This is a genomic window from Streptomyces sp. NPDC050287, from assembly GCF_044459385.1.
GTDB lineage: Bacteria > Actinomycetota > Actinomycetes > Streptomycetales > Streptomycetaceae > Streptomyces.
The window spans coordinates 90,875-116,692 of record NZ_JBITIY010000003.1 but is presented as its reverse complement, the minus strand read 5'-3'; the positions used below and the strand labels follow the sequence as shown (position 1 = coordinate 116,692).

The window sequence follows — 25,818 nt, the reverse complement described above, 5'->3', positions numbered from 1 at the left end:
TCGGTCAGCCGACCCGGCAGGGAAGTGTCGTCGCCGTGTCACCGCCGTCGCCGGAGACGACGTAGCCGAACGTCGTACTCGCCCCCGGAGCCAGTGAGCCGTTCCAGTCGGCGTTGTGCACCATCACGTCCTGTCCGGAGTAGGTGGCGTTGCCGCTCCACACGCTCTCGGCCTTCTGACCGCCGGGCAGCGTCCAGTTGACCATCCAGCCCAGCATCGGGACCTCGCCGGAGTTGGTGACGGTCACCTCGGACTGGTAGCCGCCGTTCCAACTGCCCGTGGTCTTGCGGGTGGCGGTGCAGGTGCCCGGTACCGGATCGGTCGGGTTGCCCGGGTCGTGGATGCCGGTGACCTCGCCGTTGCCGCCGTCGAAGACGACGTCGGAGCAGGAGTAGAAGGTCTCCGCACTGTCCGAGCGCTGCCAGACCATGTAGATGATGTGCCGCCCGGACTTGTTCGCCGGGAGCTGTCCGGTCCAGGAGTAGTTGGCCTCGACGGTGCCCGGGCTGCCGTTGAGGGGCGGGTGGTCGACGCTGAGGAAGGGCTGCGACTCCATGTCGTCCCAGGTGAGCGTCTTCTTGGGGTCGAAGCCGTCCTTGGTGACGTACACGTAGAACCAACCAGGGTGCGCCGCCCAGGCGTTGTAGGAGAAGTCGACCGTCGCACCCGAGGTGAGATGGGTGACCGGCCAGTCGTCGCGAGCCGCGTTGAAGCCCGTGAAGTTGGTGTTGCCGCCGCTGCACAGCTGGCCGTCCGGTACGAAGCCCCGGGTGCGGCCGGCGCCGTCCGAACGCAGCACGGAGAACCAGTTGTAGAACGGCGTGGTGCCGCTGACCTGCTGGGCGTTCCTGCAGGCGGGGTTGACCGGCTTGATCTCGCCGGTGTCGGTCAGTCCGTCCTGCCAGCACAGGAAGGTGCGGCTGGCGGGCTTCATCGGGGTGCCGTGCGCCTGCGCCTCACCTCCGGCCGTGACGACCAGGCTGAACGCCGGGATCGTGGCCAGCAGGGAGACCAGGACGAGGAAGAGGGCACGGGTGCGGGTGCGGCGTACTGATGGGCGTGGTGGATCCGAAGGCGTTTCCGTTCTTGTCGTGATCATGTCAGATCAGTCCGTTCCTCGAGGTACGGGCCGCGTGAAGGGGTGTGTGCGGATGGGTGCTACGGAAGCGGGGGGTGGGGGCGGCCTCGGAGCGGGTTCCGGTCCGCTACGTGGGAGCGCTCCCACCCCACCTTCGGGCAAGGTAGCGCCGCAGGGCCCAGTTGTAAACGCCTGGCGCACAAGGGGCGTTCGCGCCTGCAGGCGACGCTCGGACGATGCGGGACACTCGGACGGCGGACGGCGGACGGCGGACGGCGTTCAGACGGTGTAGTGGAAACGCACCCTGCTCCCGATCCACACCGTCCGTGTCGTGTCCAGCAGGCGTCCGTCGTCCAGTCGGGCCACCGACCACACCACGAACAGCGGGTGTCGACCTGCCGGACGGTCTGGCCGGTGGTTCGCAGGGCGTCGGCCAGACGGTCGAACCGCGGCCGGCCGTGGGCGCGCCCATGAGCTGGAGGGTGAGGTGCGGCTCGGGGCCGATGAAGTAGTCGACGTGCCCGCTCTCCTCCAGGGGTACGTTACGGGCTGCCAGTTCGCAGGCCTCGATCAGCTTCAGGACCCAGAAGTCGGCGCCGCTGCGCACCTCCGGAAGGGACAGCACCGACACGGCGGCCGGCGCGGTCCCGGGCAGCACGCCCAGTTGCACGTCGACGGTCGCGCGGACGCGGTCCAGGCTCTGTGCGAGCGCCCGGTTGAAGGGCGAGGTGTCGACTCCGCATACGGCGGCCACCCCTTGGGCGAGCATGACGTGTCCGGCACAGGGGACGAGTTCCTCCACCCGCAGGGTGGGCACCAGTTGGACCTCGTCGGCGCTGTCCGCCAGCGGTGAGCCGGCCTGTGAGGTGACGGCGACGGTCCTCAGTCCGGCGGTACGGGCCATGCGCAGGGCCCCGACGGTGGCACCGGAGGTGCCGGAGTGCGAGATGCCCACCAGGGTGTCGCAGGCGGCGGGCAGGCTGTCGCTCCAGGTGACATCGCCCGCCGACAGGGCACGGTGGCCGAAGCCGGCAAGTCCCGTGGCCGAAGGGGGCATTGGCACTCCCCGGCCACAGGATTTCCTTGAGTCGCTCTCCACGCAGCGCTCACTCTGATCACTGGCTTCCGCCCACCAGGCCGGAAGCGTCGTCAGCGTTCAGGGGAGGACGCCACCCATGCGAAGACTCCAGGCCCTCTGGGCCGTGGCGGGAGCGGCAGGACTGCTCACGGGCGCGATCACGCCCGCGGTGGCCGGTTCCGGATCAACGGTCGCCGTGCCGGACGCCACGCCCGCGCCACATGGCGCCACGACCGGTTCCACGAACACGCAGACCGTCACTCTCATCACCGGCGACACCGTGTCGTTCAGCGTCGGCCCGGACGGCAAGTACGCCGTCGACGTCCAGCGCGGCAAGGGCCGGGAGGCCGCCACCTTCGTGTCGAGCGAGAAGGACGGCGAGGTCAGTGTCCTGCCGGCGGACGCGATCCCGCTGCTGAAGGCGGGCCGCCTCGACCCGGCCCTGTTCAACGTCACCCAGCTGGTGAAGCAGGGGTACGCGGACGCGAGGACCGGTGCCACCCCGGTGATCGCGACGTACACGAAGGGCAGCGCGATCCCCGACGGCGCGCGCCGGACGCTCACGCTGCCCACGATCGACGGCGCCGCGCTGAGCGCGCGGAAGTCGACCGCCTTCTGGGCGGACGTCGCCCCCGCACTCGGCACCGCACCCACGGCGAAGGCCGCGCGGCAGCTCGGCGAGGGCATCGACAAGATCTGGCTCGACGGCAAGGTCACGGCGTCCCTCGACGTGAGCGTGCCGCAGATCGGCGCGCCCGAGGTGTGGCAGTCGGGGTACGACGGCAAGGGCGTCAAGGTCGCCGTCCTGGACACGGGCGTGGACGCCGGTCACCCGGATCTCGCGGGGAGGATCGGTCAGACGCGGAGCTTCGTGCCCGACGAGGCGGTGCAGGACGGTCACGGCCACGGCACCCATGTGGCGTCCACGATCGTCGGCTCGGGCGCGGCCTCCGACGGCAAGCGCAAGGGCGTGGCGCCGGGCGCGGAACTGCTGGTCGGCAAGGTGCTGAACAACGCGGGCAAGGGCCAGGACTCCTGGATCATCGCGGGCATGGAGTGGGCGGCGCGCTCCGGCGCGAAGATCGTGTCGATGTCGCTGGGCGGCACCGCGTCGGGCCCCTCGGACGTGCTGAGTGAGACGGTCGACGAGCTGTCCGCGTCCACCGGCACCCTCTTCGTGATCGCGGCGGGCAACTCCGGCCCGTCCGAGCAGACCGTCGGCACCCCGGGCATCGCCGACTCGGCGCTGACGGTGGGCGCCGTGGACAAGTCCGACAAGCTGGCGTCGTTCTCGAGCCGGGGCCCGCGCATCGGCGACTTCGCGGTCAAGCCGGAGATCACCGCACCGGGCGCGGCCATCACCGCGGCCCGCGCGGCCGGCACCACCATGGGCACGCCGGTCGACGACTACTACACGACGTCGAGCGGTACGTCGATGGCGACCCCGCATGTCGCGGGCGCCGCGGCGCTGGTCGCGCAGGCCCATCCGGACTGGACGGGACAGCAGCTCAAGCAGGCGCTCGCGACCACCGCGAAGACGAACACCGTCAACTCCGTGTTCGAGCAGGGCGACGGCCGGGTCGATGCCGTGCGGGCTGTCCGTCAGGGCGTCTTCGCGACGCCGGCGCTGAGCTTCGGCACGTTCGAGGAGAGCGACACCGAGGCCGACAGCAAGGACATCACCTACACCAACACCACTGACACAGCGGTGAAGTTGAAGGTCTCCTCGTCGCTCCCCGACGCCGCCCCGAACGCGGACACCGTGACCGTCCCGGCGAAGGGCACCGCCACCGTCGCGGTCACCGTCGACCCGGCCGAGGAGGCGACGGGCCGGTACACGGGCCACATCACCGCGAGCGCCGACGGCGTCCAGGTCACCACCGCCGTCGGTTTCGAGAAGCTGGCGAAGACCTACGACCTGAAGCTGTCGCTGGTGGGCAGGGACGGCAAGCCGTCCACCTCGGCGTCGATCTTCACGCTGCAGGAACTGAACGGCGCCTACGAGACCTACGGGTACCTCGGCAGCGGCTACACCTTCAAGGTGCCTGCCGGTACGTACTCCACGGCGTCCTGGATCTCGCAGCGGGACGCGGCCGGACTGGAGGTCGGCACATCGGTCGTCGGCGATCCGCAGATCAAGGTCGACAAGGACACCGAGGTCGTCCTCGACGCCCGCACGGCGGTCGAGATCAAGCCGAAGACCAAGGAGGACTCGGAGTTCCAGGGCTTCAGCACCACCTGGCACCGAGAGGGTCCGGGCAGCAACTGGGGCCTGACCTACAGCCAGGGCTGGTGGACCGACCACGTCTACGTGGCGCCCACCGAGAAGGTCACCGAGGGCACGTTCGAGTTCTCCTCGAAGTTCCGTCTGTACGCGAAGGAGCTGACGGCGAGCGTCACCAGCCCCGAGAAGTACGCGCTTCCCCTCGACTACGCGCAGACGTCCAGCGGTTTCCCGGTGAAGTTCAGCGGTGCCCGCACGGTCCGGGCGGTGGACGCGGGCAGCGGCAGCGCGGCCGACTTCGACGGTCTCGACGTCAAGGGCAAGGTGGCGGTCGTCCGGGTGGCCGCCGGTGAGACGGCGGACGAGGCACTGGCCAACGCGACCGCGGCCGGGGCCGGTTACGTCCTCGCCTACCACGAGACGCCCGGGTACTGGATCTCCTGGGTGAAGAGCGCGACCATCCCGCTGATGACCGCCACCGGCGAGGACGGCGCGAGGCTCGGGGCCCTGCTGAAGAGCGGGAAGAAGGTCAGGCTGAAGCTGGAGGGCACCGCGGTCAGCCCGTACGTGTACAACGTGATGTTCCCGCAGACGGGCGCCGTCTCGGACCGGCAGACCTACACCCTGAACAGCTCCAACACGGTGAAGCAGACGGTTCGCTACCACGGGGCCAAGGCCGACCAGGTCGGCAAGGACGCGGTGTACACGTTCCGTCCCGGGCAGAAGACCGACATCGCCACCACCAACAATGTGCGGCTCGGCACACAGCGCACCGAGTACTACAACGTCTCCGACAACCGGATCTGGCACGCCGTCTATCCCGACACGAAGGCGAACCGGCCGCAGTGGGATTCCCTGCAGACCTTCGACAAGGCGGGCAGGCTGGCCGCCGAGGACTGGCTGCGCCCGGTCGTCCGTCCGGCGACCGTCGAGCAGTACGCCCTCTCCCAGCGCACCGGCGACAAACTCACCTTCGGTGTCCCGGAGTTGAGCGACTCCACGCCGGGTCACTACGGGTCGGTGGACAACCTCCAGGACACCGCGAAGGGCACGCTGTACGCGGACGGACAACTGGTCGGCGACACCGCGCTCGGCGGAATCGGCACCTTCGACGTCCCGGCGGCGAAGGCCTCGTACCGCCTGGTGCTCGACGCCCGGCGCACGGCCGACTGGGCCGCGTACTCCACCGGCACCCACACCGAATGGTCCTTCGCCTCGGCGCACACGGACCAGCGGACGGCGCTGCCGCTGCTCTCGGTCGACTACGACGTGGACGGGCTCGACCTCCTGGGCCGCGCTGAGGCCAAGCACACGTCGGAGATCGGACTCTCCGTCCGCGACCAGTCGGGCGGCGTCACGGCCGGTGACCTGAAGGCCTGGGTCTCCTACGACGACGGCACGTCCTGGAAGGAGATGAAGGTGAAACGGGGCGAGCTCGAACTCAGGCACCCGAAGGGCGCCACGTCCGTGTCGCTGCGGGTGCGGGCCGCCGACCGGAACGGCAACGCGGTCGACCAGACCGTGCTGCGGGCGTTCGGCCTGAAGTGACCGGCCCGAAGTGACCGGCCGGAAGTGACCGGCCGGAAGTGACCGGCCGGAAGGTGACCGGCTGGAAGTGAACGACGACCCAGGCCGGGACAAACGGCCTTAACAAAGATCGCCTACCGTGCCGGGCCATGGCGAACACGGCATACGACACGGCAGACCAGACCCCTGCCGCGAGCCCCTGGGCCGCGGTGGGGGTCTCCGCCTTCGACGAGTTGGTGTACCGGGCGATCCTGCACCAGCCCGACGCCGGCCCGGCCGGCTGGGCGCTCCTGACCGGCGCCTCCCCGGCCCGGGTGCGCGAGTCCTGCGACCGGTTGCTCGGGGTCGGGTTGCTCCAGCCGCCGGATTCCATGGGGGGATTACGCGCGATCGATCCGAGAGTGGCGGTCCGCGGACTGATCAGGCGGCGCGAGACGGTGTCCGAACTGCTCGCCGCCACCGCCGAGGAGATGGCTACCGCGTACGAGGCCGGGCTGCTGCGTGAGGAGCCGTCGCGGCTGATCGAGGTCGCTTCCGGCGAGGGCGCCATCGCCGCCCGCCTCGAGGAGATGTATGCACGCGCCGAACGGGAGGTGTGCCTCTTCGACACGCCTCCGTATCTCGCACCACCCGTCCGGCAGTTGGATCTCCAGGCCGATCTGCTCCGCCGCGGGATCGTCTCCCGCGGGATCTACGCGGCGCCCGCCCTGGAAGACCCGAAGGTCCTCTCCCGCACCTGGGACATGGTCGAACTCGGCGAGCAGGCCCGGGTGTTGCCGTCCGTGCCGGTCAAGCTGCTGGTGGTCGACGGGTGTCGGGCGATGCTCCCGCTTACCTCATCCGCGGCGGGCGGCTACTGCGCCGTCGTGGTGTGGCACTCGGCGGTGACCGAAGCCCTGCAGAAGCTTTTCGAGATGGCCTGGCAGCAGGCGACACCGCTGGGCCGGCCGGCCGGCGACAGTGAACTCATCGAGGGCGAACGGGCGTTGATCAGGCTGCTGGCGGCCGGGATGAAGGACGAGGCGGTGGCCCGCCATCTGGGGGTGAGCCTGCGGACCCTGCGGCGGCGGGTGAGTGAGCTGCAGGAGCGGCTGGGGGCGGCGAGCAGGTTCCAGCTGGGGGTGCGGGCCGCGCAGCGAGGCTGGCTCTGAAGCGCGAAGGGCCGCACTCCCGGACGGGGAGTGCGGCCCGACTGCCGTACCGAACCGCTTACTTGCGGATCAGGCTGCGCAGCACGTACTGCATGATGCCGCCGTTGCGGTAGTAGTCGGCCTCACCGGGGGTGTCGATGCGGACGACCGCGTCGAACTCGACGCCCGTGTCGGTGGTGACCTTGACCGTGCGCGGCGTGGTGCCGTTGTTGAGCTCCTCGACGCCGGTGAAGGAGAAGGTCTCCTCGCCGGTCAGGCCGAGGGAGGCGGCGGACTGGCCCTCCGGGTACTGCAGCGGGAGCACGCCCATGCCGATGAGGTTGGAGCGGTGGATGCGCTCGTACGACTCGGCGATGACGGCCTTGACGCCGAGGAGCGCGGTGCCCTTGGCGGCCCAGTCGCGGGACGAGCCGGAGCCGTACTCCTTGCCGGCCAGGACGACCAGCGGGATGCCCTGCTCGATGTAGTGGCGCGAGGCGTCGTAGATGAACGACACCGGGGCGCCCTCGACGGTGAAGTCGCGGGTGTAGCCGCCCTCGGTCCCCGGCGCGATCTGGTTGCGCAGGCGGATGTTGGCGAACGTGCCGCGGATCATGACCTCGTGGTTGCCGCGGCGGGAGCCGTAGGAGTTGAAGTCACGACGCTCCACACCGTGCTCGGTGAGGTACTTGCCGGCCGGGGTGTCGGCCTTGATGGCGCCGGCGGGCGAGATGTGGTCCGTGGTCACCGAGTCGCCCAGCTTGGCCAGGACCCGGGCGCCCGTGATGTCGGAGACCGGGGTGGTCTCCATCGTCATGCCCTCGAAGTACGGGGGCTTGCGGACGTACGTCGACTCGGTGTCCCACTCGAAGGTGTTGCCGGTCGGGATCGGCAGCGCCTGCCACTGGGCGTCGCCCGCGAAGACGTCCTGGTAGGACTTGTTGAACATGTCCTCGCCGATGGCGTTGGCCACGACGTCGTTGACCTCGGCCTCGGAGGGCCAGATGTCCTTCAGGAAGACCGGGTTGCCGTCCTGGTCGGCGCCCAGGGCCTCGCGGGTGATGTCCACCTTCATGGAGCCCGCGAGGGCGTACGCGACGACCAGCGGCGGGGACGCCAGGTAGTTCATCTTGACGTCGGGGTTGATCCGGCCCTCGAAGTTCCGGTTGCCGGACAGGACCGCGGTGACCGCGAGGTCGTGGTCGTTGACGGCCTTGGAGACCTCCTCCGGCAGCGGGCCGGAGTTGCCGATGCAGGTGGTGCAGCCGTAGCCGACGAGGTTGAAGCCGACCTTGTCGAGGTAGGGGGTGAGTCCCGCCTTGTCGAAGTAGTCGGTGACGACCTTGGAGCCCGGGGCGAGAGTGGTCTTGACCCACGGCTTGCGGGTCAGGCCCTTCTCCACGGCCTTCTTCGCGACGAGCGCGGCGGCGACCATGACGTACGGGTTCGAGGTGTTGGTGCAGGAGGTGATGGCCGCGACCGTCACCGCGCCGTGGTCGATCTCGTACGTCGAACCGTCGGGGGCGGTCACGGTGACCGGGTTGGACGGGGCGCCGTTCGGGGCGACGGCCGGGGCGTCGGAGGCCGGGAAGGACTCCTGGCCGGCCTCGTCCACGTCGTCGACGTAGTTGCGGACGTCCTGCTTGAACTGCTCGGCGGCGTTCGCGAGGACGATGCGGTCCTGCGGGCGCTTCGGGCCGGCGATGGACGGGACGACCGTCGACAGGTCCAGCTCGAGCTTCTCGGAGAAGTCCGGCTCGGCCTTCGGGTCCAGCCACAGGCCCTGCTGCTTGGCGTACGCCTCGACGAGCGCGAGCTGCTGCTCGGAGCGGCCGGTGAGCTTCAGGTACTTGATGGTCTCGTCGTCGATCGGGAAGATCGCGGCGGTGGAGCCGAACTCCGGCGACATGTTGCCGATGGTGGCGCGGTTCGCGAGGGAGGTGGCGGCGACGCCCTCACCGTAGAACTCGACGAACTTGCCGACCACGCCGTGCTTGCGCAGCATCTCGGTGATGGTCAGCACGAGGTCCGTCGCGGTGGTGCCGGGAGTGAGCTCGCCGGTGAGCTTGAAGCCGACGACGCGCGGGATGAGCATCGAGACCGGCTGGCCGAGCATCGCGGCCTCGGCCTCGATACCGCCGACGCCCCAGCCCAGCACACCGAGGCCGTTGACCATCGTGGTGTGCGAGTCGGTGCCGACGAGGGTGTCGGGGTAGGCCTGGCCACCCCGGACCATGACGGTGCGGGCCAGGTGCTCGATGTTCACCTGGTGGACGATGCCGGTGCCGGGCGGGACGACCTTGAAGTCGTCGAAGGCGGTCTGGCCCCAGCGCAGGAACTGGTAGCGCTCGCGGTTGCGGCCGTACTCCAGCTCGACGTTCTGCGCGAAGGCCTCGTTGGTGCCGAACTTGTCGGCGATGACGGAGTGGTCGATGACCAGCTCGGCCGGGGAGAGCGGGTTGACCTTCGCCGGGTCGCCGCCGAGCTCCTTGACGGCCTCACGCATGGTGGCGAGGTCGACGACGCAGGGCACGCCGGTGAAGTCCTGCATGATCACGCGGGCCGGCGTGAACTGGATCTCCTGCGACGGCTGGGCCTGCGAGTCCCAGCTGCCGAGGGCGCGGATGTGGTCGGCGGTGATGTTGGCGCCGTCCTCGGTACGGAGCAGGTTCTCCAGGAGAACCTTGAGGCTGTACGGCAGGCGGGCCGAGCCCTCCACCTTGTCCAGCCGGAAGATCTCGTACGTCTCGTCGCCCACCTGCAGCGCGCTGCGGGCGTCGAAGCTGTTCGCCGACACGACAGTCTCCTTCATTTTTGTGCGCTTACCACCGCATCCTGCCGCCACGCCCCCTGGGCCGTTCCGTTAAGGTAAGGCTAAGTTAGGTACGCCTTACTGGAGTGGCGACTGCGGTACGCCTCGGCAGATATCTCGATGTCGAGATAACTCTAGTACATGGGCGCGGAATGGTCATGCCCGGCCCCGTGACAGACCGCTGTCGGGGGCGGCAAGCGATCGTCTCTGTCACGGCCTACGATCGGGGCGACATCACTTCGTCGACTCCAGAATGCGGTCGAGCGTCCGGCGCCCCATCCTGCTCATCGTCGGATTGCTCTCGACGTAGTACCAGACAAGACCCATCGCCTGTTCGAAGGCCCATGCCTTGCCGCGCTCCCACTCCAGATCGTCGCAGGCCAGTGTCCGCCGGAGCACTTCCCGTGGGCCCGGTCGCAACAGGTGCCAGGCGCTGACCAGATCCAGCGCGGGGTCGGCCGGGCCGAAGCCGCCGGTGTCGAGTACGCCGCTGAGCCGGTCTCCCGTGACCAGTACGTTGCCGGGAATCAGGTCACCATGGCTCATCACATCGGCAGCCGTGCGCGGCAACTCCCGGAAGTGGCTCCACAATTGGCGCAGCCGGGGCACGTCGAGCAGCCCCTTGCTCTCCTCGAAGCACTCCGCCATCCAGTCGTCGTGGTGAGCGAGAACGCCGCCACGGTTGTCTCCGTTGAAACGCCGCCCCCGCGTGTCGGCGTCCCGCAGGGCTGCGATGAAGGCCGCGAGGTCCTCGGCGAAAGCGTCCGACCCACTCGGGTCGGCATCGAAGGCAACCGTTCCCGGCAGCCATGTCTGGACCGACCACGGCATGGGGTAGCCCGCTCCGGGCTTTCCCAGGGCGACGGGTTCCGGAACGGGGAACCGAGACACCTGCGCCAGCTCCGCGCTCGCCCGGGCTTCCCGTTCCAGAACCGTCAGCGCCTCCGCGGCATCCGTCAGCCGCAGCGGGAAACGCGCGGAGAGGTCGTCCCCGATGCGGAAGATGGCGTGGACCGTCCCGGTCGACGACAGGCGTTGGATCGCCTTGCCGCTCCACTGAGGGAACTGTTCTTGGATCAAGGTCGCAACGATGTCGGTGGTCACGTCCACTTGGTCATCGTGCATGCTCAATCTCGCAGGCCCCTTCCACTGGTCCAGTTCGAAACGACGGACGCGATCGAGATCAACTGAGACGACAGCCAGTATTCAGAGGCCAGGTTCCAGATCAACTGGGTTTTTTTCGGCCACCCAGGTGTCTCAACCGTTCCGGTCGCCCCGTCACAGCCGCCGCTTCGGACCAGATCACTTGGGACGGAACACGAGAGGCACCACCGAGAGTGATCGTTGGCCATCGAAACCTAGTCGCTCATGGACCCTGCAGGCCTGTGACCTGCGGCATGCCCCGCGTTCAACGTTCGGAGGACGCTGCGCCTCACCCCTCGCCGCCGCCAACGCGACGAGACCGAGTGACCGGCACCGCCGGTGCTTCGACGAGAATCTCTCAGCCTTCCCCGCGGTGGATCACCCGCGCGAAACCGTTACGTGCACGTGGATCACCCGCCCGAAACCCGTTCCGTGCCCGCGAGGGCCATGCCCACGCGTCTTCCGGGTATCCGGTACGGAACGAAAGGGGGCGGGAATGCCGCTTACGTTCCGCAAGAGTTTCCGGATCCTTCCGGGAGTGCGCCTGAACATCAACAAGCGCTCCTGGTCCATCACGACCGGTGGCCACAACGGCCCGCGCCACACGCACAGCAGCACGGGACGCCGGACGACATCGATGGATCTGCCCGGACCGTTCGGCTGGCGTCGCACGCACAACGCGCGGAGGGGGTGACGGTCCATCACCCGAATGCCCCCCTCAAGAGGCGGCATCTCATATCTGAGATAACCTCAACCTCATGGCAGACGACTACCTCGTACGTATCGGCAAGCTCATCCGTGACGCCCGTCAGCACCGGGGCTGGACACAGTCGCAGCTCGCCGAGGCGCTCGGCACCAGCCAGAGCGCCGTCAATCGCATCGAACGCGGCAACCAGAACATCAGCCTTGAGATGATCGCTCGCATCGGCGAGGCGCTGGACAGCGAAATCGTCTCTCTGGGCTACGCGGGCCCGATGCACCTGCGGGTGGTCGGCGGCCGCCGGCTCTCCGGCGCCATCGACGTGAAGACCAGCAAGAACGCGTGTGTGGCACTGCTGTGCGCCTCCCTGCTCAACCGGGGGCGCACGGTGCTGCGCCGGGTGGCCCGCATCGAGGAGGTGTACCGCCTGCTGGAGGTGCTCAACTCCATCGGCGTCCGCACCCGTTGGATCAACGACGGCGTCGACCTGGAACTGGTGCCGCCGACCGAGCTGGACATGGCGGCGATCGACGCCGAGGCCGCCGTACGGACGCGGTCCATCATCATGTTCTTCGGCCCGCTGCTGCACCGCATGGACCACTTCAAGCTGCCGTACGCCGGCGGCTGCGACCTCGGGACCCGGACCATCGAGCCGCACATGATCGCGCTGCGCCGGTTCGGGCTGGACATCGCCGCGACGGAGGGCCAGTACCACGCGCGGGTCGACCGCTCCGTGCGCCCCGAGCGCCCGATCGTGCTGACCGAGCGCGGCGACACCGTGACGGAGAACGCGCTGCTCGCCGCCGCCCGGCACGACGGCGTCACCGTCATCCGCAACGCCTCCTCCAACTACATGGTCCAGGACCTCTGCTTCTTCCTGGAGGCCCTGGGCGTCAGGGTGGAGGGCATCGGCACCACCACGCTCACCGTGCACGGCACGCCCACCATCGACGTGGACGTCGACTACTCCCCCTCCGAGGACCCGGTGGAGGCGATGAGCCTGCTGGCCGCCGCGGTGGTCACGGAATCCGAACTGACGGTGCGCCGGGTGCCGATCGAGTTCCTGGAGATCGAGCTCGCGGTCCTGGAGGAGATGGGCCTCGACCACGACCGTACGCCCGAGTACTGGGCGGACAACGGCCGTACCCGCCTGGTGGACCTCACCGTCCGGCCCTCCAAGCTGGAGGCGCCGATCGACAAGATCCACCCGATGCCGTTCCCGGGCCTGAACATCGACAACGTCCCCTTCTTCGCGGCCATCGCGGCCGTGGCGTCGGGCAAGACGCTGATCCACGACTGGGTCTACGACAACCGGGCGATCTACCTGACGGACCTGAACCGGCTCGGCGGCCGCCTGCAGCTCCTCGACCCGCACCGCGTCCTGGTCGAGGGCCCGACCCGCTGGCGCGCCGCCGAGATGATGTGCCCGCCCGCCCTGCGCCCCGCCGTGGTCGTCCTGCTGGCGATGATGTCGGCCGAGGGCACGTCGGTGCTGCGCAACGTGTACGTCATCAACCGCGGCTACGAGGATCTGGCGGAGCGGCTCAACTCGATCGGGGCGCAGATCGAGACGTTCCGGGACATCTGAGAAGGCCTGGGAAAACACCCTCCAGCGACCTCCCGCAGTACCAAGAATCATCTACTCCGCTGAGACCAGGAAGTAGTTGATGACCACGTCGATGCCGAAGGCCGTCCCCGCGGGTAGCGTGCCGTCCCTCACAGACCCCATCGCGTTCAGGCGGCGGCCCACGATCTCTCGTGCGGCGTCGGCGAGGTCAGTGGCGCTGCGCCGGCGCAAGGAACGGGCTATCTCCGGCCCGTACTTGACCACTGGTGTGAGCTGGACGGGCGCGCTCGCCGGATGGGTCAGCAGCAGGAGGGCGAAGATTCGCGTCCGGCTACCGCCGGCGGCACGAGCCTTGTCCAGATCATCAGCTATGTTTCGCAGGTACTTTTCGACCGTTTGCTGGCCCTCCTGTGCGAAGTCAAAGGTGTAGGCGGCCTTCGTCTCCACAAGGGCCAGTGCTTCATGGCTGCTTTCGTCGAGGATCGCGAGATCCGCGCGTGCGCGGTCCCCGTTGGGACTCCACTCGCGGGCAGTGACGCAGCCAGGCAGGTCAGTGTGCAGGACCCACGCCATGCGGTCACGGACCGGGTGCTCTGGTTTCGATGTGAGAGCAAGGTAGGCAAGCTCGTTGGGGGTGAAGGACTCGCCTGCCCTGTGGAGCGCCCGCGTGAGGAGCTGGGCGGTGATTTCGACCATCCAAGCAGTGTCGCAACATGAGGGCGCGACCATGCCCGGCAGGCGCTGAGGTCGGCGGCGGTCCTCGCCATTGAGGCATGCTCCGGTGCTGAAAGTGGACTGGCACCACGCCGTGACCCCGTCAGGCGAGTGTCGCGGACTTTTCCGTTGCGGGAAGGGGAATTTTATGGCCTCTGTGGCGGGCCGTTAGTGTCGGATTCATGGATTGGAATTTTCGGTCGGCCGGGGAGTTGGCGGCCGCGTTACGCGCTGGTGAGGTGTCCTCGGTGGAATTGACTGAGGCGGCGATCGCTGCGATCGAGCGGGATGAGGGGGTGATCAACGCGATCTGTGTGTCTGACTTCGATCGTGCCCGGGCGGCCGCGCGTCATGCCGACCAGGAATTCCGCCGGGGTGAGGATCGGCCGCTTCTGGGTATTCCGGTGACAGTCAAGGAGTCTTACAACATGGCCGGAATGCCCACGACGTGGGGCATGCCGGAGTTCCGGGACTTCGTACCGGCCGAGGACGCGGTACAGGTGTCGCGGCTCAAAGCCGCCGGCGCGGTGGTGCTCGGTAAGACCAATGTGCCGTTGGGGCTACAGGACATCCAGAGCTTCAACGACATCTACGGCACCACCAACAACCCGTGGGATCACGGTCGCACCTCGGGCGGATCCTCCGGTGGATCGGCGGCGGCCCTGGCGTCCGGTTTCGGCGCGCTGTCCATCGGCTCCGACCTCGCCGGTTCGCTGCGCACCCCCGCGCATTTCTGCGGTGTCTACGCGCACAAGCCGACACTCGGCCTGGCCGCGAACCGCGGTATGGTCCCGCCGTCCGAGCCGGCATTGCCGGTCGAACTCGACCTCGCCGTCGTCGGTCCGATGGCGCGCGCCGCCCGCGACCTCACGCTCCTGCTCGACGTCATGGCCGGACCGGACCCACTGACGTTCGGCGTGGCGCACCACGTCACGCTGCCGCCCGCGCGCCACGAGCGGCTCCGCGACTTCCGGGTCCTGGTCCTCGACGAGCATCCGCTCATTCCGACCGGGTCCGCAGTGCGCGCGGGCGTGAACCGGGTGGCCGACGCGCTGGTCGACGGCGGCGCCCGCGTCGAACGGCACAGTCCGCTGCTGCCCGATCTGACCGAAGCCGCGACGCTCTACACGCAGTTGCTGTTTTCGGGCTCCGTTGCGCGTTTTCCCGTGGAGGCGTACGAGCAGCTGCGGACCCGCGCCGCCGGACTGAGCGCACACGACCGGAGTCTCGACGCGGCGCGGCTGCGCGGCATGGTGTGCAGCCACCGCGACTGGATCGAGGTGAACAACCGTCGCGAGCTCCACCGCCACGGCTGGCGGCAGCTGTTCGGCGAGTTCGATGCCGTGGTGTGTCCGATCACGCCGACTCCCGCGTTCCCGCACGACCACAACCCTGACCTGTTGGAACGTCGGCTCGACATCGACGGCGTCGAGTACGCGTACTTCGACCAGCTCGTCTGGGCCGGTCTGGCCACCATGTGCGGCCTGCCCGCCACCGCGATACCCGCGGGTCGGTCCTCAGAGGGTCTGCCCGTGGGAGTGCAGCTCATAGGTCCGCTGTTCGAGGACCGCACCACACTGCGGCTGGCCGAACTGCTCGAACAGCGGATCGGCGGCTTCCAGGCACCGGAGTAACGCGTCGTACCGGGTACCCGTCGAGGACGAGGTACGGCGGCCGTCGCGGCCAGTGTCGGCGGCGCGACGGATTCATCGCGGGGACAGTGCTCCCCGCCGACGGCGGCACCCAATGCGTCCGAACAACCAACCGTCTCCTCTGGCGCGGCGTCTCAACGTCGCGCCAGAGCCGTTCCAGAAAGCCACATGCCGACGGGCGTGGCGCAATCCGTCGGCGATCCGTCGAGCCCCGCCACCGCTCCCGCACGTCAGAGCCACTCCAGGAACTCACCGGCCCGCCGAAGAAACCAGCCGCGCAAGGCTTCAACGACATCCCCGGGAGCCATACTTGCCATGCGGGGTCAACCCCGTGGTGGCTCGACAGGGAGAGGCAGCGATCCGGTGAGCAGCGGCAGCCAAGGAGTGGTGAAGGCCGAGGTGCGGCTCAAGTGGGACCCGAGTCCCTGGGATCAGCCGCCTCATCATCTCGACATCATCGCCACGACCTACTCGGCGGACGCCCCCTACGGGCGTCCGGTGTACGTCGTCCACTTCGACAGCCGCTCACCGGACGGCACCATCAACATGAGCCGGCACAGCCAGACCGGTCAGGGCCTCGGCTACGTCGAGGCGATGACCCTGGAACTCGATCGCCTCGCGCCCTCCTTCGCACGGGTGGTCGTGGGCGTGGCGATCCACCAGAACAGCGGGCCGAAAACCTTCGGTGACCTGTCGAACGCGGGAGTTCTGGTGGTCGAGGGGTACCGGGAGCTGTTGAAGGACGACTTCGCTCAGCTGGCCGGATCCACCGCCACGACGGTCGCGGAGTTCACCCGGGACGCCTCCGGAGCGTGGGAGTTCCACGAGTTCGTCCGAGGGTTCGACAGTGACCCCGTGCTCTTCACCGCGGAGATGGGCAGCACCACACCGCACTGATCGGGCAGCATGGCCCTGTGGCTACCTTGCTGATCGTGCATCACACGCCCTCGCCGAACTGCCAGGCGATGTTCGAGGCCCTGGTCGCCGGGGCGACGGCGCCGGAGATCGAGGGGGTGCGGGTCGTGCGGCGGGCCGCGCTGGCCGCGACGGCGTCCGACGTGCTGGACGCCGACGGGTACCTGCTGGGTACGCCGGCCAACCTCGGCTACATGTCCGGCGCCCTGAAGCACTTCTTCGACCAGGTCTACTACCCGTGCCTCGACGAGACGCGGGGCCGGCCCTTCGGCTACTACGTGCACGGCGGCAACGACGTGACCGGAGCGGTGCGGGGCATCGAGGCGATCACGACGGGGCTGGGCTGGCGACGGGCGGCCGAGGCGGTGACCGTGACGGGCGAGCCCGGCAAGGCGGACACCGAGGCCTGCTGGGAACTCGGTGCCACGGTCGCCGCGGGGTTGACGGGGTGACGGGGGAAAGAAGGAAGGGAGAAGGCGGGAAGCGGGGCTCGCGTCCGCGTCGAGCGTCCGGGAACGGTCCGGGAGTTGTCCGCGTGTTGTCACGCTTCTCGTCGGGCCATTCCGATGAGTTCGTCTCGGGAGGATGGTCTACCCGTACGGAAGGTTCTTCCTACCGTGAGTCACCGACGTGGAGGTGCGCCATGTGTACCCACCAGCCTTCGTGCCCCGCAGCGGACAGCCGTGCTCCGCACGTGGTCGCCGCCCACCCCGAGCAGGGCTGGAACCTGCTCTGCAACGGCGCGATCGTCTTCGACGACACCGGTGAACTGCTGCCCGACGGCCGGGTCGTCGCGCCGCACCGGGCACCCGTCGAGCGGCTGACGATCGCCGCCTGATCGCAGTCCGATCGCCGCAGACGCTCAATGCAGCACCGCGACGCCGTCGAGTTCCGCCTCGACGTGTCCCGCTTCACCAGCGATTCAAGCTGCGCACCGGTGGTGACCAGCGGTGATGCCGACGATCTAAGATGATCAACGTGTCCGACCAGCATGCACCACGGTCCCTCATCGTCACGCTCTACGGCGCCTACGGCCGTTTCGTGCCCGGCCCGGTCCCGGTCGCCGAGCTGATCCGGCTGCTGGCCGCGGTCGGTGTGGACGCCCCCTCCGTACGCTCGTCGGTGTCCCGGCTCAAACGGCGCGGACTGCTCGTGCCGGCCCGTACCGCCGAGGGCGCGGCCGGGTACGAACTGTCGCCGGACGCCCGCCAGTTGCTCGACGACGGCGACCGGCGCGTCTACCACCCACCGCCCGAGGAGGACGAGGGCTGGGTGCTCGCCGTGTTCTCCGTGCCGGAGCCGGAGCGGCAGAAACGGCACGTGCTGCGCTCCCGGCTGGCGGGCCTCGGCTTCGGCACCGCGGCGCCGGGAGTGTGGCTGGCCCCGGCGCGGCTGTACGAGGAGGCCCGGCACACCCTGCGGCGGCTGCGGCTCGATCCGTACGTCGACTTCTTCCGCGGCGAGCACCTGGGCTTCGCGCCGACCGCGGAGGCCGTCGCCCGCTGGTGGGACCTGGCGGCGATCGCCAAGGAGCACGAGGCGTTCCTCGACCGGCACGCGCCCGTGCTGCAGGACTGGGAGCGGCGGACGGACACCCCGCCCGAGGAGGCCTACCGCGACTACCTCCTCGCCCTGGACTCCTGGCGCCGTCTCCCCTACGCCGATCCCGGCCTGCCCGCCCCGCTGCTGCCCGGCGACTGGCCGGGCACCCGGTCGGCCGAGGTGTTCCGGGGCCTGCACGAGCGGCTGCGCGACGCGGGGGCCGCGTTCGTGGGGGGTGTGATGCGTGGCCCCATCGTGGCCGTGACGAACGCACGATAGAGCCGCCCGGATGTGACCCGGCCCGGTCACATCCGTCACGGCTCGTCGACAGACCGGCAACGGCGGGAGCAGGCGCGCGAGGCAAGCCGTCGCCATGGGTATGCCGCCCGGCAACGGGGCCGACGGTCCCGTACGGTGCCCGTCGAAGATCTCTTCGGGGCGGCGCCGTACCATGCATAAGGTTGAAAGCAGGACAGCCTGCTCATGAACGGAACCGCCTTGCACGAACGCCCCCCAGCCTCCGCCTCGTGGCGCATCGCGCTGCCGCACTCCGCCGCGGCCGTGCCTGTGGCCCGCGCCCTGGTGCGTGCCGCGCTGGCGGAGCTGGAACACGGGGCCGACAGCGACACCGCGGAGCTGCTGACGGCGGAGCTGGTGGCGAACGCGGTGGAGCACACCGTCGGGGACGCGCCGATAGAGCTGGTGGTGGAGCTGCTGCCGACCGGCTGCCAGGTCGAGGTGCACGACCCGGACCCGGCGCCGCCCGGCGGCCTCACCCTCCCGGTGGACATCGAGCCCGACCCCTGGCAGGAGCACGGGCGCGGTCTGCTGCTGATCCGCGCGCTCAGCTCGTCCTGCGGCCACCGCCCCACCGAGTCCGGCAAGGCGGTGTGGTTCACCCTGCCGACCGTGCCGGCTCAGCGGCGTCCGGTGTGACCTCGTGACACACGGCGGGACACAGGACGAGACACAGGCCGAGACACAAGAAGGGGCGCGAGACGTCAGTGCGTGACCCGCGACCTCGTCAGGCGAGGGTGGCGACCAGGACGGCCTTGATGGTGTGCAGCCGGTTCTCCGCCTCGTCGAACACCACCGAGTGGGAGGACTCGAAGACCTCGTCGGTCACTTCCAGGGAGTCGAGGCCGTAGGTCTCGTGTATCTCCTGGCCGACCTTCGTCCCCAGGTCGTGGAAGGCGGGCAGGCAGTGCAGGAACTTCACGTCCGGGTTGCCGGTGGCGCGCAGGACGTCCATGGTCACGGCGTACGGGGAGAGGGCGGCGATCCGCTCCTCCCAGACCTCCTTGGGCTCACCCATGGAGACCCAGACGTCGGTGGCGACGAAGTCGGCACCGAGGACTCCTTCCTCGACCTTCTCGGTGAGGGTGATGCGGGCGCCGCTGGTCTCGGAGAGCTTGAGGGCGCGGGCGATGATCTCCTCGGCGGGCCAGTACGCCTGGGGTGCGACGATCCGGACGTTCATGCCGAGCAGCGCGCCGGTGATCAGGTAGGAGTTGCCCATGTTGAAGCGGGCGTCGCCGAGATAGGCGAAGGCGATCTCGCTGACCGGCTTGCTCGTGTGCTCGGTCATGGTGAGCACGTCGGCCAGCATCTGGGTGGGGTGCCAGTCGTCGGTGAGCCCGTTGTAGACGGGCACGCCGGCGTACGCAGCGAGTTCCTCCACCTTCTGCTGGCTGTCCCCGCGGTACTCGATGCCGTCGTACATCCGGCCCAGCACGCGCGCGGTGTCCTTCACGGACTCCTTGTGGCCGATCTGTGAGCCCGACGGGTCCAGGTACGTCGTCGAGGCGCCCTGGTCGGCGGCGGCGACCTCGAACGCGCAGCGGGTGCGGGTCGAGGTCTTCTCGAAGATCAGCGCGATGTTCTTGCCCCGCAGGTACCGCGTCTCGGTCCCGGCCTTCCTGGCGGCCTTCAGCTCGGCGGCCAGCTCGATCAGGCCGAGGAACTCGCGCTCGGTGAAGTCGAGCTCCTTGAGGAAGTGGCGGCCGGCGAGGGCGGTCGGGACTGTCGCCATGGGGGCGTCTCCAGAGGTGCAGGGACAGGAACCTTCGGAAGTCTATACGACATTCAGAATTTTTATACAGGCATCGCGCGCCCGTACACCTCCACGGCCGGCTATACGGCACCCCGTTCGACCGGGCAGCTCATGCAGCGCGGCCCGCCTCTCCCCCGCCCCAGCTCGCTGCCCGGGATCTCGATCACCTCGATGCCCCGCTTGCGCAGGTGGGTGTTGGTGGTGACGTTGCGCTCGTAGGCGACGACGACTCCCGGCTCGACGGCCAGTACGTTGCAGCCGTCGTCCCACTGCTCGCGCTCGGCCGCGTGCACGTCCTGGGTGGCGGTGAGGACCCGGATCTCGCTCAGCCCGAGGGCGGCGGCGATCGCGCGGTGCATGTGCTCCGGCGGGTGGTCGGTGACCTTGAGCTCCTTGTCGCCGACGCCCGGTTCGATGGTGTACGAGCGGAGCATGCCGAGCCCCGCGTACTGGGTGAAGGTGTCGCCGTCGACCATCGTCATCACGGTGTCGAGGTGCATGAAGGCGCGGCGCTTGGGCATGTCGAGGGCCACGATGGTCTGCGCGGAGCCGGCGTCGAACAGCTTGTGCGCGAGCATCTCGACGGCCTGGGGCGTGGTGCGCTCGCTCATGCCGATGAGGACCGCGCCGTTGCCGATGACGAGGACGTCACCGCCCTCGATGGTGGACGGGTAGTCGGCCTGTCCCTGGGACCAGACGTGGAACGTTTCCTCGCGGAACAGCGGGTGATGCCGGTAGATCGCCTCGAAGTGCACGGTCTCGCGCTGCCGGGCGGGCCAGCGCATGGCGTTGACGCAGACGCCGTCGTAGATCCAGGCGGAGGTGTCCCGGGTGAAGAGGTGGTTGGGCAGGGGCGCCAGGAGGAAGTCGTCGAGCTCCATGACGTGGAAGCGCACGGAGGTCGGCTCGGGGTGCGCCTCCAGGAACTCCCTCTTGGTCATCCCCCCGACCAGGGACTCGGCCAGCTCGGCCGCGGGCAGGTTCTCGAAGGCGGCACGGAGGTGGTCGGTGGCGAGCACCCCGTACTCCTTCTCGTCGAAGACCCGGTCCAGGACGAGCGAGCGTGCCGCCGGGATCTCCAGGGCCTCGGTCAGCAGATCGCCGAAAAGGTGGACGGCGACCCCGCGGTCACGCAGCACATCGGCGAACCCGTCGTGCTCGGCCCGCGCCCGCCGCACCCACAGCACGTCGTCGAAGAGCAACGTGTCCTTGTTGCTCGGGGTGAGCCTTTTGAGCTCAAGATCCGGCCGGTGCAGGATGACGCGGCGCAGCGGGCCGGCCTCGGAGTCGACGTGGAATCCCATGCCTCCATCCTGACCACTGGGGGGCGGTTTCACCCCTCGCTCGTGACGACCTGGCTCGGCCCGGCCATCGGAGCGCGGCAGCGGGCCGAGACGCCGGCCGGAGCGTGATCGCGCGACCCGGTCAGCCCCGCCCGCGCGCGGACTCCCCAGCCGCCCGCAGTTCCCTCAGGGCGTCGGACAGCGCACTCGCGCGCCCGGGATCGTCGTCGACGGACACCACGGCGTCGTACAGGTCCCACAACGCCTCGGGATGGTGTCGGACGAGCACGTTCAGAATGTTGGTGGCGTCCGTACGGGCCTTGCTGTGACGCGACATCGTCCCTGTGAGGCGAGGACCCAACGCGGCGACCACCGTCTGGCGTTCGGCGGGGTCGGCCATCAGCGGATAGGCGAGCAGGGCGTCCACCGCCCGGACGAGCGGCCGCAGGGAACGCCTTTCCTGGGGCGGCTCGGCGACCAGCACCTCGGTCCGTTCGGGGCTCTGCAGGCGAATCTCGGGGTACTGCAGGGTTCGCCCCGCCTCCCTCAGGGTCAGGATGCGGGCCCGCACAGCCGGAAACAGTTCCTCCGGATCGGGTGGGGCGGGCAGTACGGCGGCACGGCCGGTCAGCAGATCGAGCAGCACCTCGGAGAACAACCCGGTGGCGCGGACCGGATCGTTGGCGGCGGCCCGGCCTCGGCCCGCGGCACGCAGCACGGTCTGCTGGTGCGCGAGGGTGCGCTGCCCGACGGGCAGGGCGTCGGGCGGGAGCGGCTCCCGGAAGGCGAGGGCCTCCTCGAAGGTCTCACAGGCATCGACGATCCACAGCTGCCGGGGCAGACCGGGCACGGCGTCACCGGAGTACCGGGCGAGCGCGGAGTCCAAGTCGATACCCACCTTGTCGTCGGTGGTGGCGTCCGCGCAGAACAGCCGCAGGTGACCGGAGCGGTCGAGCACTCCGTGTCCGCCCCACCACACCCACAGGACCTCGCCACGGGCCGACGCGAGTTCCCGGACCAGGACACGGCGCAGCGTGGCGTGATCGGCGGGTCGGTAGGGCACGTCGGGCTGATACGGCGCCAAGGGAGCCAGGTGGAGGTGGAGCTGCGCGTCCGGCACCCCGGCGGCCTGGAGCAGCCGACGGAAGCGTACGGCGTCCCGGGCCGGTCCGGGCAGGTCCCAGCCGGAACCCGCGTCATAGGCCTCGATCCCGACGACGAGTGCGTGTACGCGGGCCGGGTCCACGGGAGGCGGCCCGGCATCCGCTCGGCGGCCGGTCACGGCAGGCGGTCCACGATGTGCCGGTACACCTCGGGATGCGTCCAGTACGCGCTGTGCGCGGCGGGGAAGGGCTGGCGACTGTCGACGGCGATGTCCGTGACACGCCCGGGAAACAGTTCCGCGCCCGAGTAGGCGAGCAGGTCGCGGGGGTCGTACAGGTTCAGCCAGTCGGGAACGTGCGGGGGCAGCGGCGCGGGGTGTTCAAGACAGGGCAGGGAGCCCGACTCGTACAGGAAGGGGCCCTGGGAGCCGACGGTCACCAACAACCGGACCTGGGGCAGCGGCGTGGCGATCAACGTGTCCAGGGCGATGATGCCGCCGAGGCTGTGGGCGACGATCACGACGGGCGGCTCCAGGCCGGCGACGAGCAGCCGCAGGTCGGCGCGGACCGGCTCACCGCGGCTGAGATAGCGCAGGATGTCGCCGGCGGCGGGGTGGGCAGCCTGCGTCAGGGCCCGTCGTCGGCGTACCGCGGCACCGGAGACGGCCGATCCCGCGGCCCTCAGCAACAGGGAGCGCACTGAGCGTTCCACGCCCTGGGGCGCTGCGCCGAGGAGCTGGGCGAGCCGCTCGGTGACGGCGTCACGGACGTCGCCGACCGGCAGGAACGGGACGTCGGCGGCGAGGCCGTCCGCGATGACGCGGGCAGTCAGAGAGCGGGCGGCGAGGGCCGCGAGGTCGTCGGGATCCAGGGCGTCGGCCGCGGGGCCGAGCACCGGATGGGCGGCCAGATCGACGGCTGCGCGCGCCAGGCCCGGGCCCAGTTCGGCGGCGGGTACATCCCCCTGGGCGGCTAGCGCGGCAAGCTGCGCCTGGAGTTTCTGCTGTGGCGGTACGGACCCTGGCGGAAGCTCCGCGGCGGCGGGTTTCACACCGGCGGCGAGGGCGAGCTCGGCGTACGGGTCGGTGTACAGCGCGCCCCATGCGGCGGCCACCACGTCGGCCGGATCGACGGTGTCCGGTCCGGCCGGTGGCCCCGCCGGACCGCGGCTGGTGCCCCGCGCCGGAGGCAGACTCGCCCCGCCGGCGGCGAGGGTGGCACCGTGCGCTCCTCCCCAGTAGAACGGCACGATCCGCAGTCCGTCGCGCAGTGCGGCCAGTTCCGCCGCGAACCGCCCTGCCAGCGCGGAGAAGCCCGGCTCGCGCACTCCTGTCCCGTGGATGAAGACGACCGCCGTCATGTGTCCCCCCGTGACACTGCCGCAGCGCTGTGCACGGCATCCGAAGGACGCCGACTCACCAGTCTCCGTGGGCAGTTGCGTTCACGCAATGGGTGAGTCGCGGTGCGTCCGTCGTCCATGTCGTGAGTGCCTCGGCCGTACGGGAGCGGGAATGCCGTTGCGCCGAAACGCGTCGGCCTCCGCCCGCGGCCCGACCCGCGCGGGTCGAGCGCGCGGCCGGCGGTGCGGTTCTACACGGGTCGGGGCTGGAGCAGTTCGGGGCGGGCCAGCATGCGGCGGCTGTCGCGGCCGGGAGAGAGGGCCGATCGGGCCACGATCCAGCCGGCGAGGACATGGGGGTCGGCGGGGTCGGCGGACAGCGCGTCGGCGTACAGGTCGAGTGCGGTGGCCGCGTCGCCGACCGCCAGGTACTCGTCGGCGGTGCGCGGGACGGCGGGGCGTTCGGCGAACGCGTGGGTGCGAACGTCAGGCCAACTGGTGCGATCGGCGCGGAGCACGAGAACGCGGGACGTCGACGCCGCACCCTCTCCGTGGGCATCCGGTGGCCCGGCATTGCGCAGCCGCCACTCCGTACGGTGCAGCGCGGCCGCCGTACGGGCCCGGAACAGGGCCGCCGGGTCGACAGGTTCGCGCAGCCAGTCGTCCAGTGTGCGGGCGAGCCCCGCCGCGAGCGCACGGCCCTGCGCGGTGAGCCGTCCGCTCGTCTGCAGGGTGCGTACGACCAGCCGGCTCTGCACGCGACGCAGCGCGAAGTGATAGGCGGCGGTCTCGGCGTGCTCCGGCTCGGACAGCCGGTCGCGCCAGAATCCGGCGACACCGGTGAAGGCGTAGGCCCCGTGCAGGAGGCCGGTGAGATGGCGCGGGTCGGCCCGCCAGGGGGCGTAGTACCGCTCGGCGCGATCGTCGTCGAGGAGGGGGAAGAGGTGGAGGAGGGCGGCAAGCTTGCTGTGCTGGAACTCGTGGACGAGCGTTTCGGCGAGGGAGACAGCGGAAGCGGGGCGGGCGATGAGCATGGCGGCGTAGGAATCCCCGCTCGTGGCGGAGACCCGTACGTCGGGTGAAGGCGGTGGGTCGACGCTCGTACGTCCCCAGGGCACCACGGCCCGGATGGCGGAGGGGTCGAGCCGGCCGGGGCCCGGTTCGCGGCCCGGCCCGGTGAGCAGTGCGGCGGCCTCGTCGAACATGTCCTGCCACACGGCGGCTTCATCGCCGTCGAGCCGGGCGGGAGTCACGGGCTCGCCGAGATCACGGTACGGATCGAGGTCGTCGAGTGGGATGGCGACCGTGCCCTCGGGAGCATGGTGGGTGAGGGTGCGCAACGGAATCCATCGGGGCCCCTCCTCCACCTGGGCGGTCTCCTCGTGCACGGACACCGTGTCGGGCCGGCAGGTGAGGGTGATCGCGGAGGTGGCGAGAGCCTGGGAACGCGACGCAGGCACTGTCAGGGTCAGTTCGCCGCCGCTCGTCCTGGCTCTGCCGGAGACGGGCTCGGTCCCGGGGTCCGTCAGGCGGGCCGTTCCCAGACCGGGAAGGTGCAGCGCGCCGTCGACCAGCGGGACGACGAGGTCGGCCTCCGTGCGCGCGAGGAGTGCCGCCGTGATCGCCAGTGCTCCCAGCCGGCCCGTCTCCGCCCAGAGGGGCGGGCCTTGCGCGGTGCCGTGCAGCTGGCGCAGGACATGCGCCAGCCAGCCGCCGACCTGCGGGACGAGAAGCAGCCGGTCGACTGCCTCCGGGTCCTGTCCGGCCGCGGAGACGAGGGTGCGCCACAGGTCCGCGGGCGGTGAGAGCGGTGCGGGGAGGGAGTCGAGGTGCGCGTGGAGCGTCCGCAGAAGCAGGAGTCTGCGTGCCCTCTCGCCACGCTCGAGGAAGGCAAGAGCCTCGGGCGAACCGCCGCCGGTGGCCAGTTCCGCAAAAAGGTGGCCGGGCATGCGAAGTGG

Annotated in this window: 20 protein-coding genes; 10 read left to right on the top strand and 10 right to left on the bottom strand. The window is 69.8% G+C overall.

Annotated elements, in window-relative coordinates; all coding sequences use genetic code 11:
• Nucleotides 1-4: 4 nt before the first annotated feature.
• Nucleotides 5-1,099 (bottom strand): lytic polysaccharide monooxygenase, encoded by a 1,095-nt coding sequence (locus tag ACIBK3_RS10975; protein WP_399364168.1) that lies wholly within the window; start codon nt 1,097-1,099, stop codon nt 5-7.
• Nucleotides 1,100-1,205: 106 nt separating this feature from the next.
• Nucleotides 1,206-2,135, bottom strand: coding sequence for a hypothetical protein (locus ACIBK3_RS10970; protein ID WP_399364166.1), 930 nt, complete (start codon nt 2,133-2,135; stop codon nt 1,206-1,208).
• Nucleotides 2,136-2,253: 118 nt separating this feature from the next.
• Here ACIBK3_RS10970 and ACIBK3_RS10965 point away from each other — a divergent pair, with 118 nt between their 5' ends.
• On the top strand, nt 2,254-5,928 hold the full coding sequence (locus ACIBK3_RS10965; RefSeq protein WP_399364164.1) for a S8 family serine peptidase: 3,675 nt from the start codon (nt 2,254-2,256) through the stop codon (nt 5,926-5,928).
• Nucleotides 5,929-6,056: 128 nt separating this feature from the next.
• Nucleotides 6,057-7,058: a response regulator transcription factor gene (locus ACIBK3_RS10960; RefSeq protein ID WP_399364162.1), complete on the top strand. Its 1,002-nt coding sequence runs from the start codon at nt 6,057-6,059 to the stop codon at nt 7,056-7,058.
• Nucleotides 7,059-7,116: 58 nt separating this feature from the next.
• Here the strand turns inward: ACIBK3_RS10960 and acnA are convergent, their stop codons facing one another.
• A complete protein-coding gene (gene acnA / locus ACIBK3_RS10955) occupies nt 7,117-9,834 on the bottom strand; it encodes an aconitate hydratase AcnA (protein ID WP_399364160.1) in 2,718 nt (905 codons plus the stop codon).
• A 249-nt stretch (nt 9,835-10,083) separates the two neighbouring features.
• On the bottom strand, nt 10,084-10,974 hold the full coding sequence (locus ACIBK3_RS10950) for an aminoglycoside phosphotransferase family protein (RefSeq protein ID WP_399364158.1): 891 nt from the start codon (nt 10,972-10,974) through the stop codon (nt 10,084-10,086).
• A 514-nt stretch (nt 10,975-11,488) separates the two neighbouring features.
• Between ACIBK3_RS10950 and ACIBK3_RS10945 the strand changes: the two genes are divergently transcribed.
• Both ACIBK3_RS10945 and ACIBK3_RS10940 read left to right on the top strand, forming a co-directional pair.
• Nucleotides 11,489-11,686, top strand: coding sequence for a DUF4236 domain-containing protein (locus ACIBK3_RS10945; RefSeq protein ID WP_399364156.1), 198 nt, complete (start codon nt 11,489-11,491; stop codon nt 11,684-11,686).
• A gap of 64 nt (nt 11,687-11,750) precedes the next feature.
• Nucleotides 11,751-13,280, top strand: a complete 1,530-nt coding sequence (locus ACIBK3_RS10940) for a helix-turn-helix domain-containing protein (RefSeq protein ID WP_399364154.1) — start codon at nt 11,751-11,753, stop codon at nt 13,278-13,280.
• 51 nt (nt 13,281-13,331) lie between these two features.
• Here the strand turns inward: ACIBK3_RS10940 and ACIBK3_RS10935 are convergent, their stop codons facing one another.
• On the bottom strand, nt 13,332-13,955 hold the full coding sequence (locus tag ACIBK3_RS10935) for a hypothetical protein (RefSeq protein ID WP_399364152.1): 624 nt from the start codon (nt 13,953-13,955) through the stop codon (nt 13,332-13,334).
• A gap of 200 nt (nt 13,956-14,155) precedes the next feature.
• Between ACIBK3_RS10935 and ACIBK3_RS10930 the strand changes: the two genes are divergently transcribed.
• The 6 genes from ACIBK3_RS10930 (at nt 14,156) to ACIBK3_RS10905 (ending at nt 19,018) form a co-directional block, all read left to right on the top strand.
• Nucleotides 14,156-15,607: an amidase gene (locus ACIBK3_RS10930; protein ID WP_399364150.1), complete on the top strand. Its 1,452-nt coding sequence runs from the start codon at nt 14,156-14,158 to the stop codon at nt 15,605-15,607.
• Between the two features lie 381 nt (nt 15,608-15,988).
• Nucleotides 15,989-16,522, top strand: coding sequence for a TerD family protein (locus ACIBK3_RS10925; protein WP_399364148.1), 534 nt, complete (start codon nt 15,989-15,991; stop codon nt 16,520-16,522).
• Nucleotides 16,523-16,539: 17 nt separating this feature from the next.
• Nucleotides 16,540-16,992, top strand: a complete 453-nt coding sequence (locus tag ACIBK3_RS10920) for a flavodoxin family protein (RefSeq protein WP_399364146.1) — start codon at nt 16,540-16,542, stop codon at nt 16,990-16,992.
• A gap of 191 nt (nt 16,993-17,183) precedes the next feature.
• Nucleotides 17,184-17,378, top strand: coding sequence for a DUF5999 family protein (locus ACIBK3_RS10915; RefSeq protein ID WP_030945334.1), 195 nt, complete (start codon nt 17,184-17,186; stop codon nt 17,376-17,378).
• 131 nt (nt 17,379-17,509) lie between these two features.
• Complete coding sequence (locus ACIBK3_RS10910; RefSeq protein WP_399364144.1) at nt 17,510-18,361, top strand: PaaX family transcriptional regulator C-terminal domain-containing protein; 852 nt, start codon at nt 17,510-17,512, stop codon at nt 18,359-18,361.
• Between the two features lie 204 nt (nt 18,362-18,565).
• Nucleotides 18,566-19,018, top strand: coding sequence for an ATP-binding protein (locus ACIBK3_RS10905; RefSeq protein WP_399364143.1), 453 nt, complete (start codon nt 18,566-18,568; stop codon nt 19,016-19,018).
• An 88-nt stretch (nt 19,019-19,106) separates the two neighbouring features.
• Here ACIBK3_RS10905 and argF read toward each other — a convergent pair whose 3' ends face one another.
• The 5 genes from argF to ACIBK3_RS10880 form a co-directional block, all read right to left on the bottom strand.
• Nucleotides 19,107-20,114 (bottom strand): ornithine carbamoyltransferase, encoded by a 1,008-nt coding sequence (gene argF, locus ACIBK3_RS10900; protein ID WP_399364141.1) that lies wholly within the window; start codon nt 20,112-20,114, stop codon nt 19,107-19,109.
• Between the two features lie 101 nt (nt 20,115-20,215).
• Entirely contained in the window at nt 20,216-21,439 is a 1,224-nt protein-coding gene (locus ACIBK3_RS10895; protein WP_399364139.1) for an arginine deiminase, read from the bottom strand.
• Between the two features lie 121 nt (nt 21,440-21,560).
• Complete coding sequence (locus tag ACIBK3_RS10890; RefSeq protein WP_399364137.1) at nt 21,561-22,700, bottom strand: caspase family protein; 1,140 nt, start codon at nt 22,698-22,700, stop codon at nt 21,561-21,563.
• Nucleotides 22,697-23,881 carry a hypothetical protein gene (locus tag ACIBK3_RS10885; protein ID WP_399364135.1) on the bottom strand — a complete coding sequence of 395 codons (1,185 nt, stop codon included), beginning with the start codon at nt 23,879-23,881 and terminating at the stop codon, nt 22,697-22,699. The genes ACIBK3_RS10890 and ACIBK3_RS10885 overlap by 4 nt, the downstream gene beginning before the upstream one ends.
• 230 nt (nt 23,882-24,111) lie before the next feature.
• Nucleotides 24,112-25,809, bottom strand: coding sequence for an HEXXH motif domain-containing protein (locus tag ACIBK3_RS10880; protein WP_399364133.1), 1,698 nt, complete (start codon nt 25,807-25,809; stop codon nt 24,112-24,114).
• Nucleotides 25,810-25,818 lie beyond the last annotated feature (9 nt).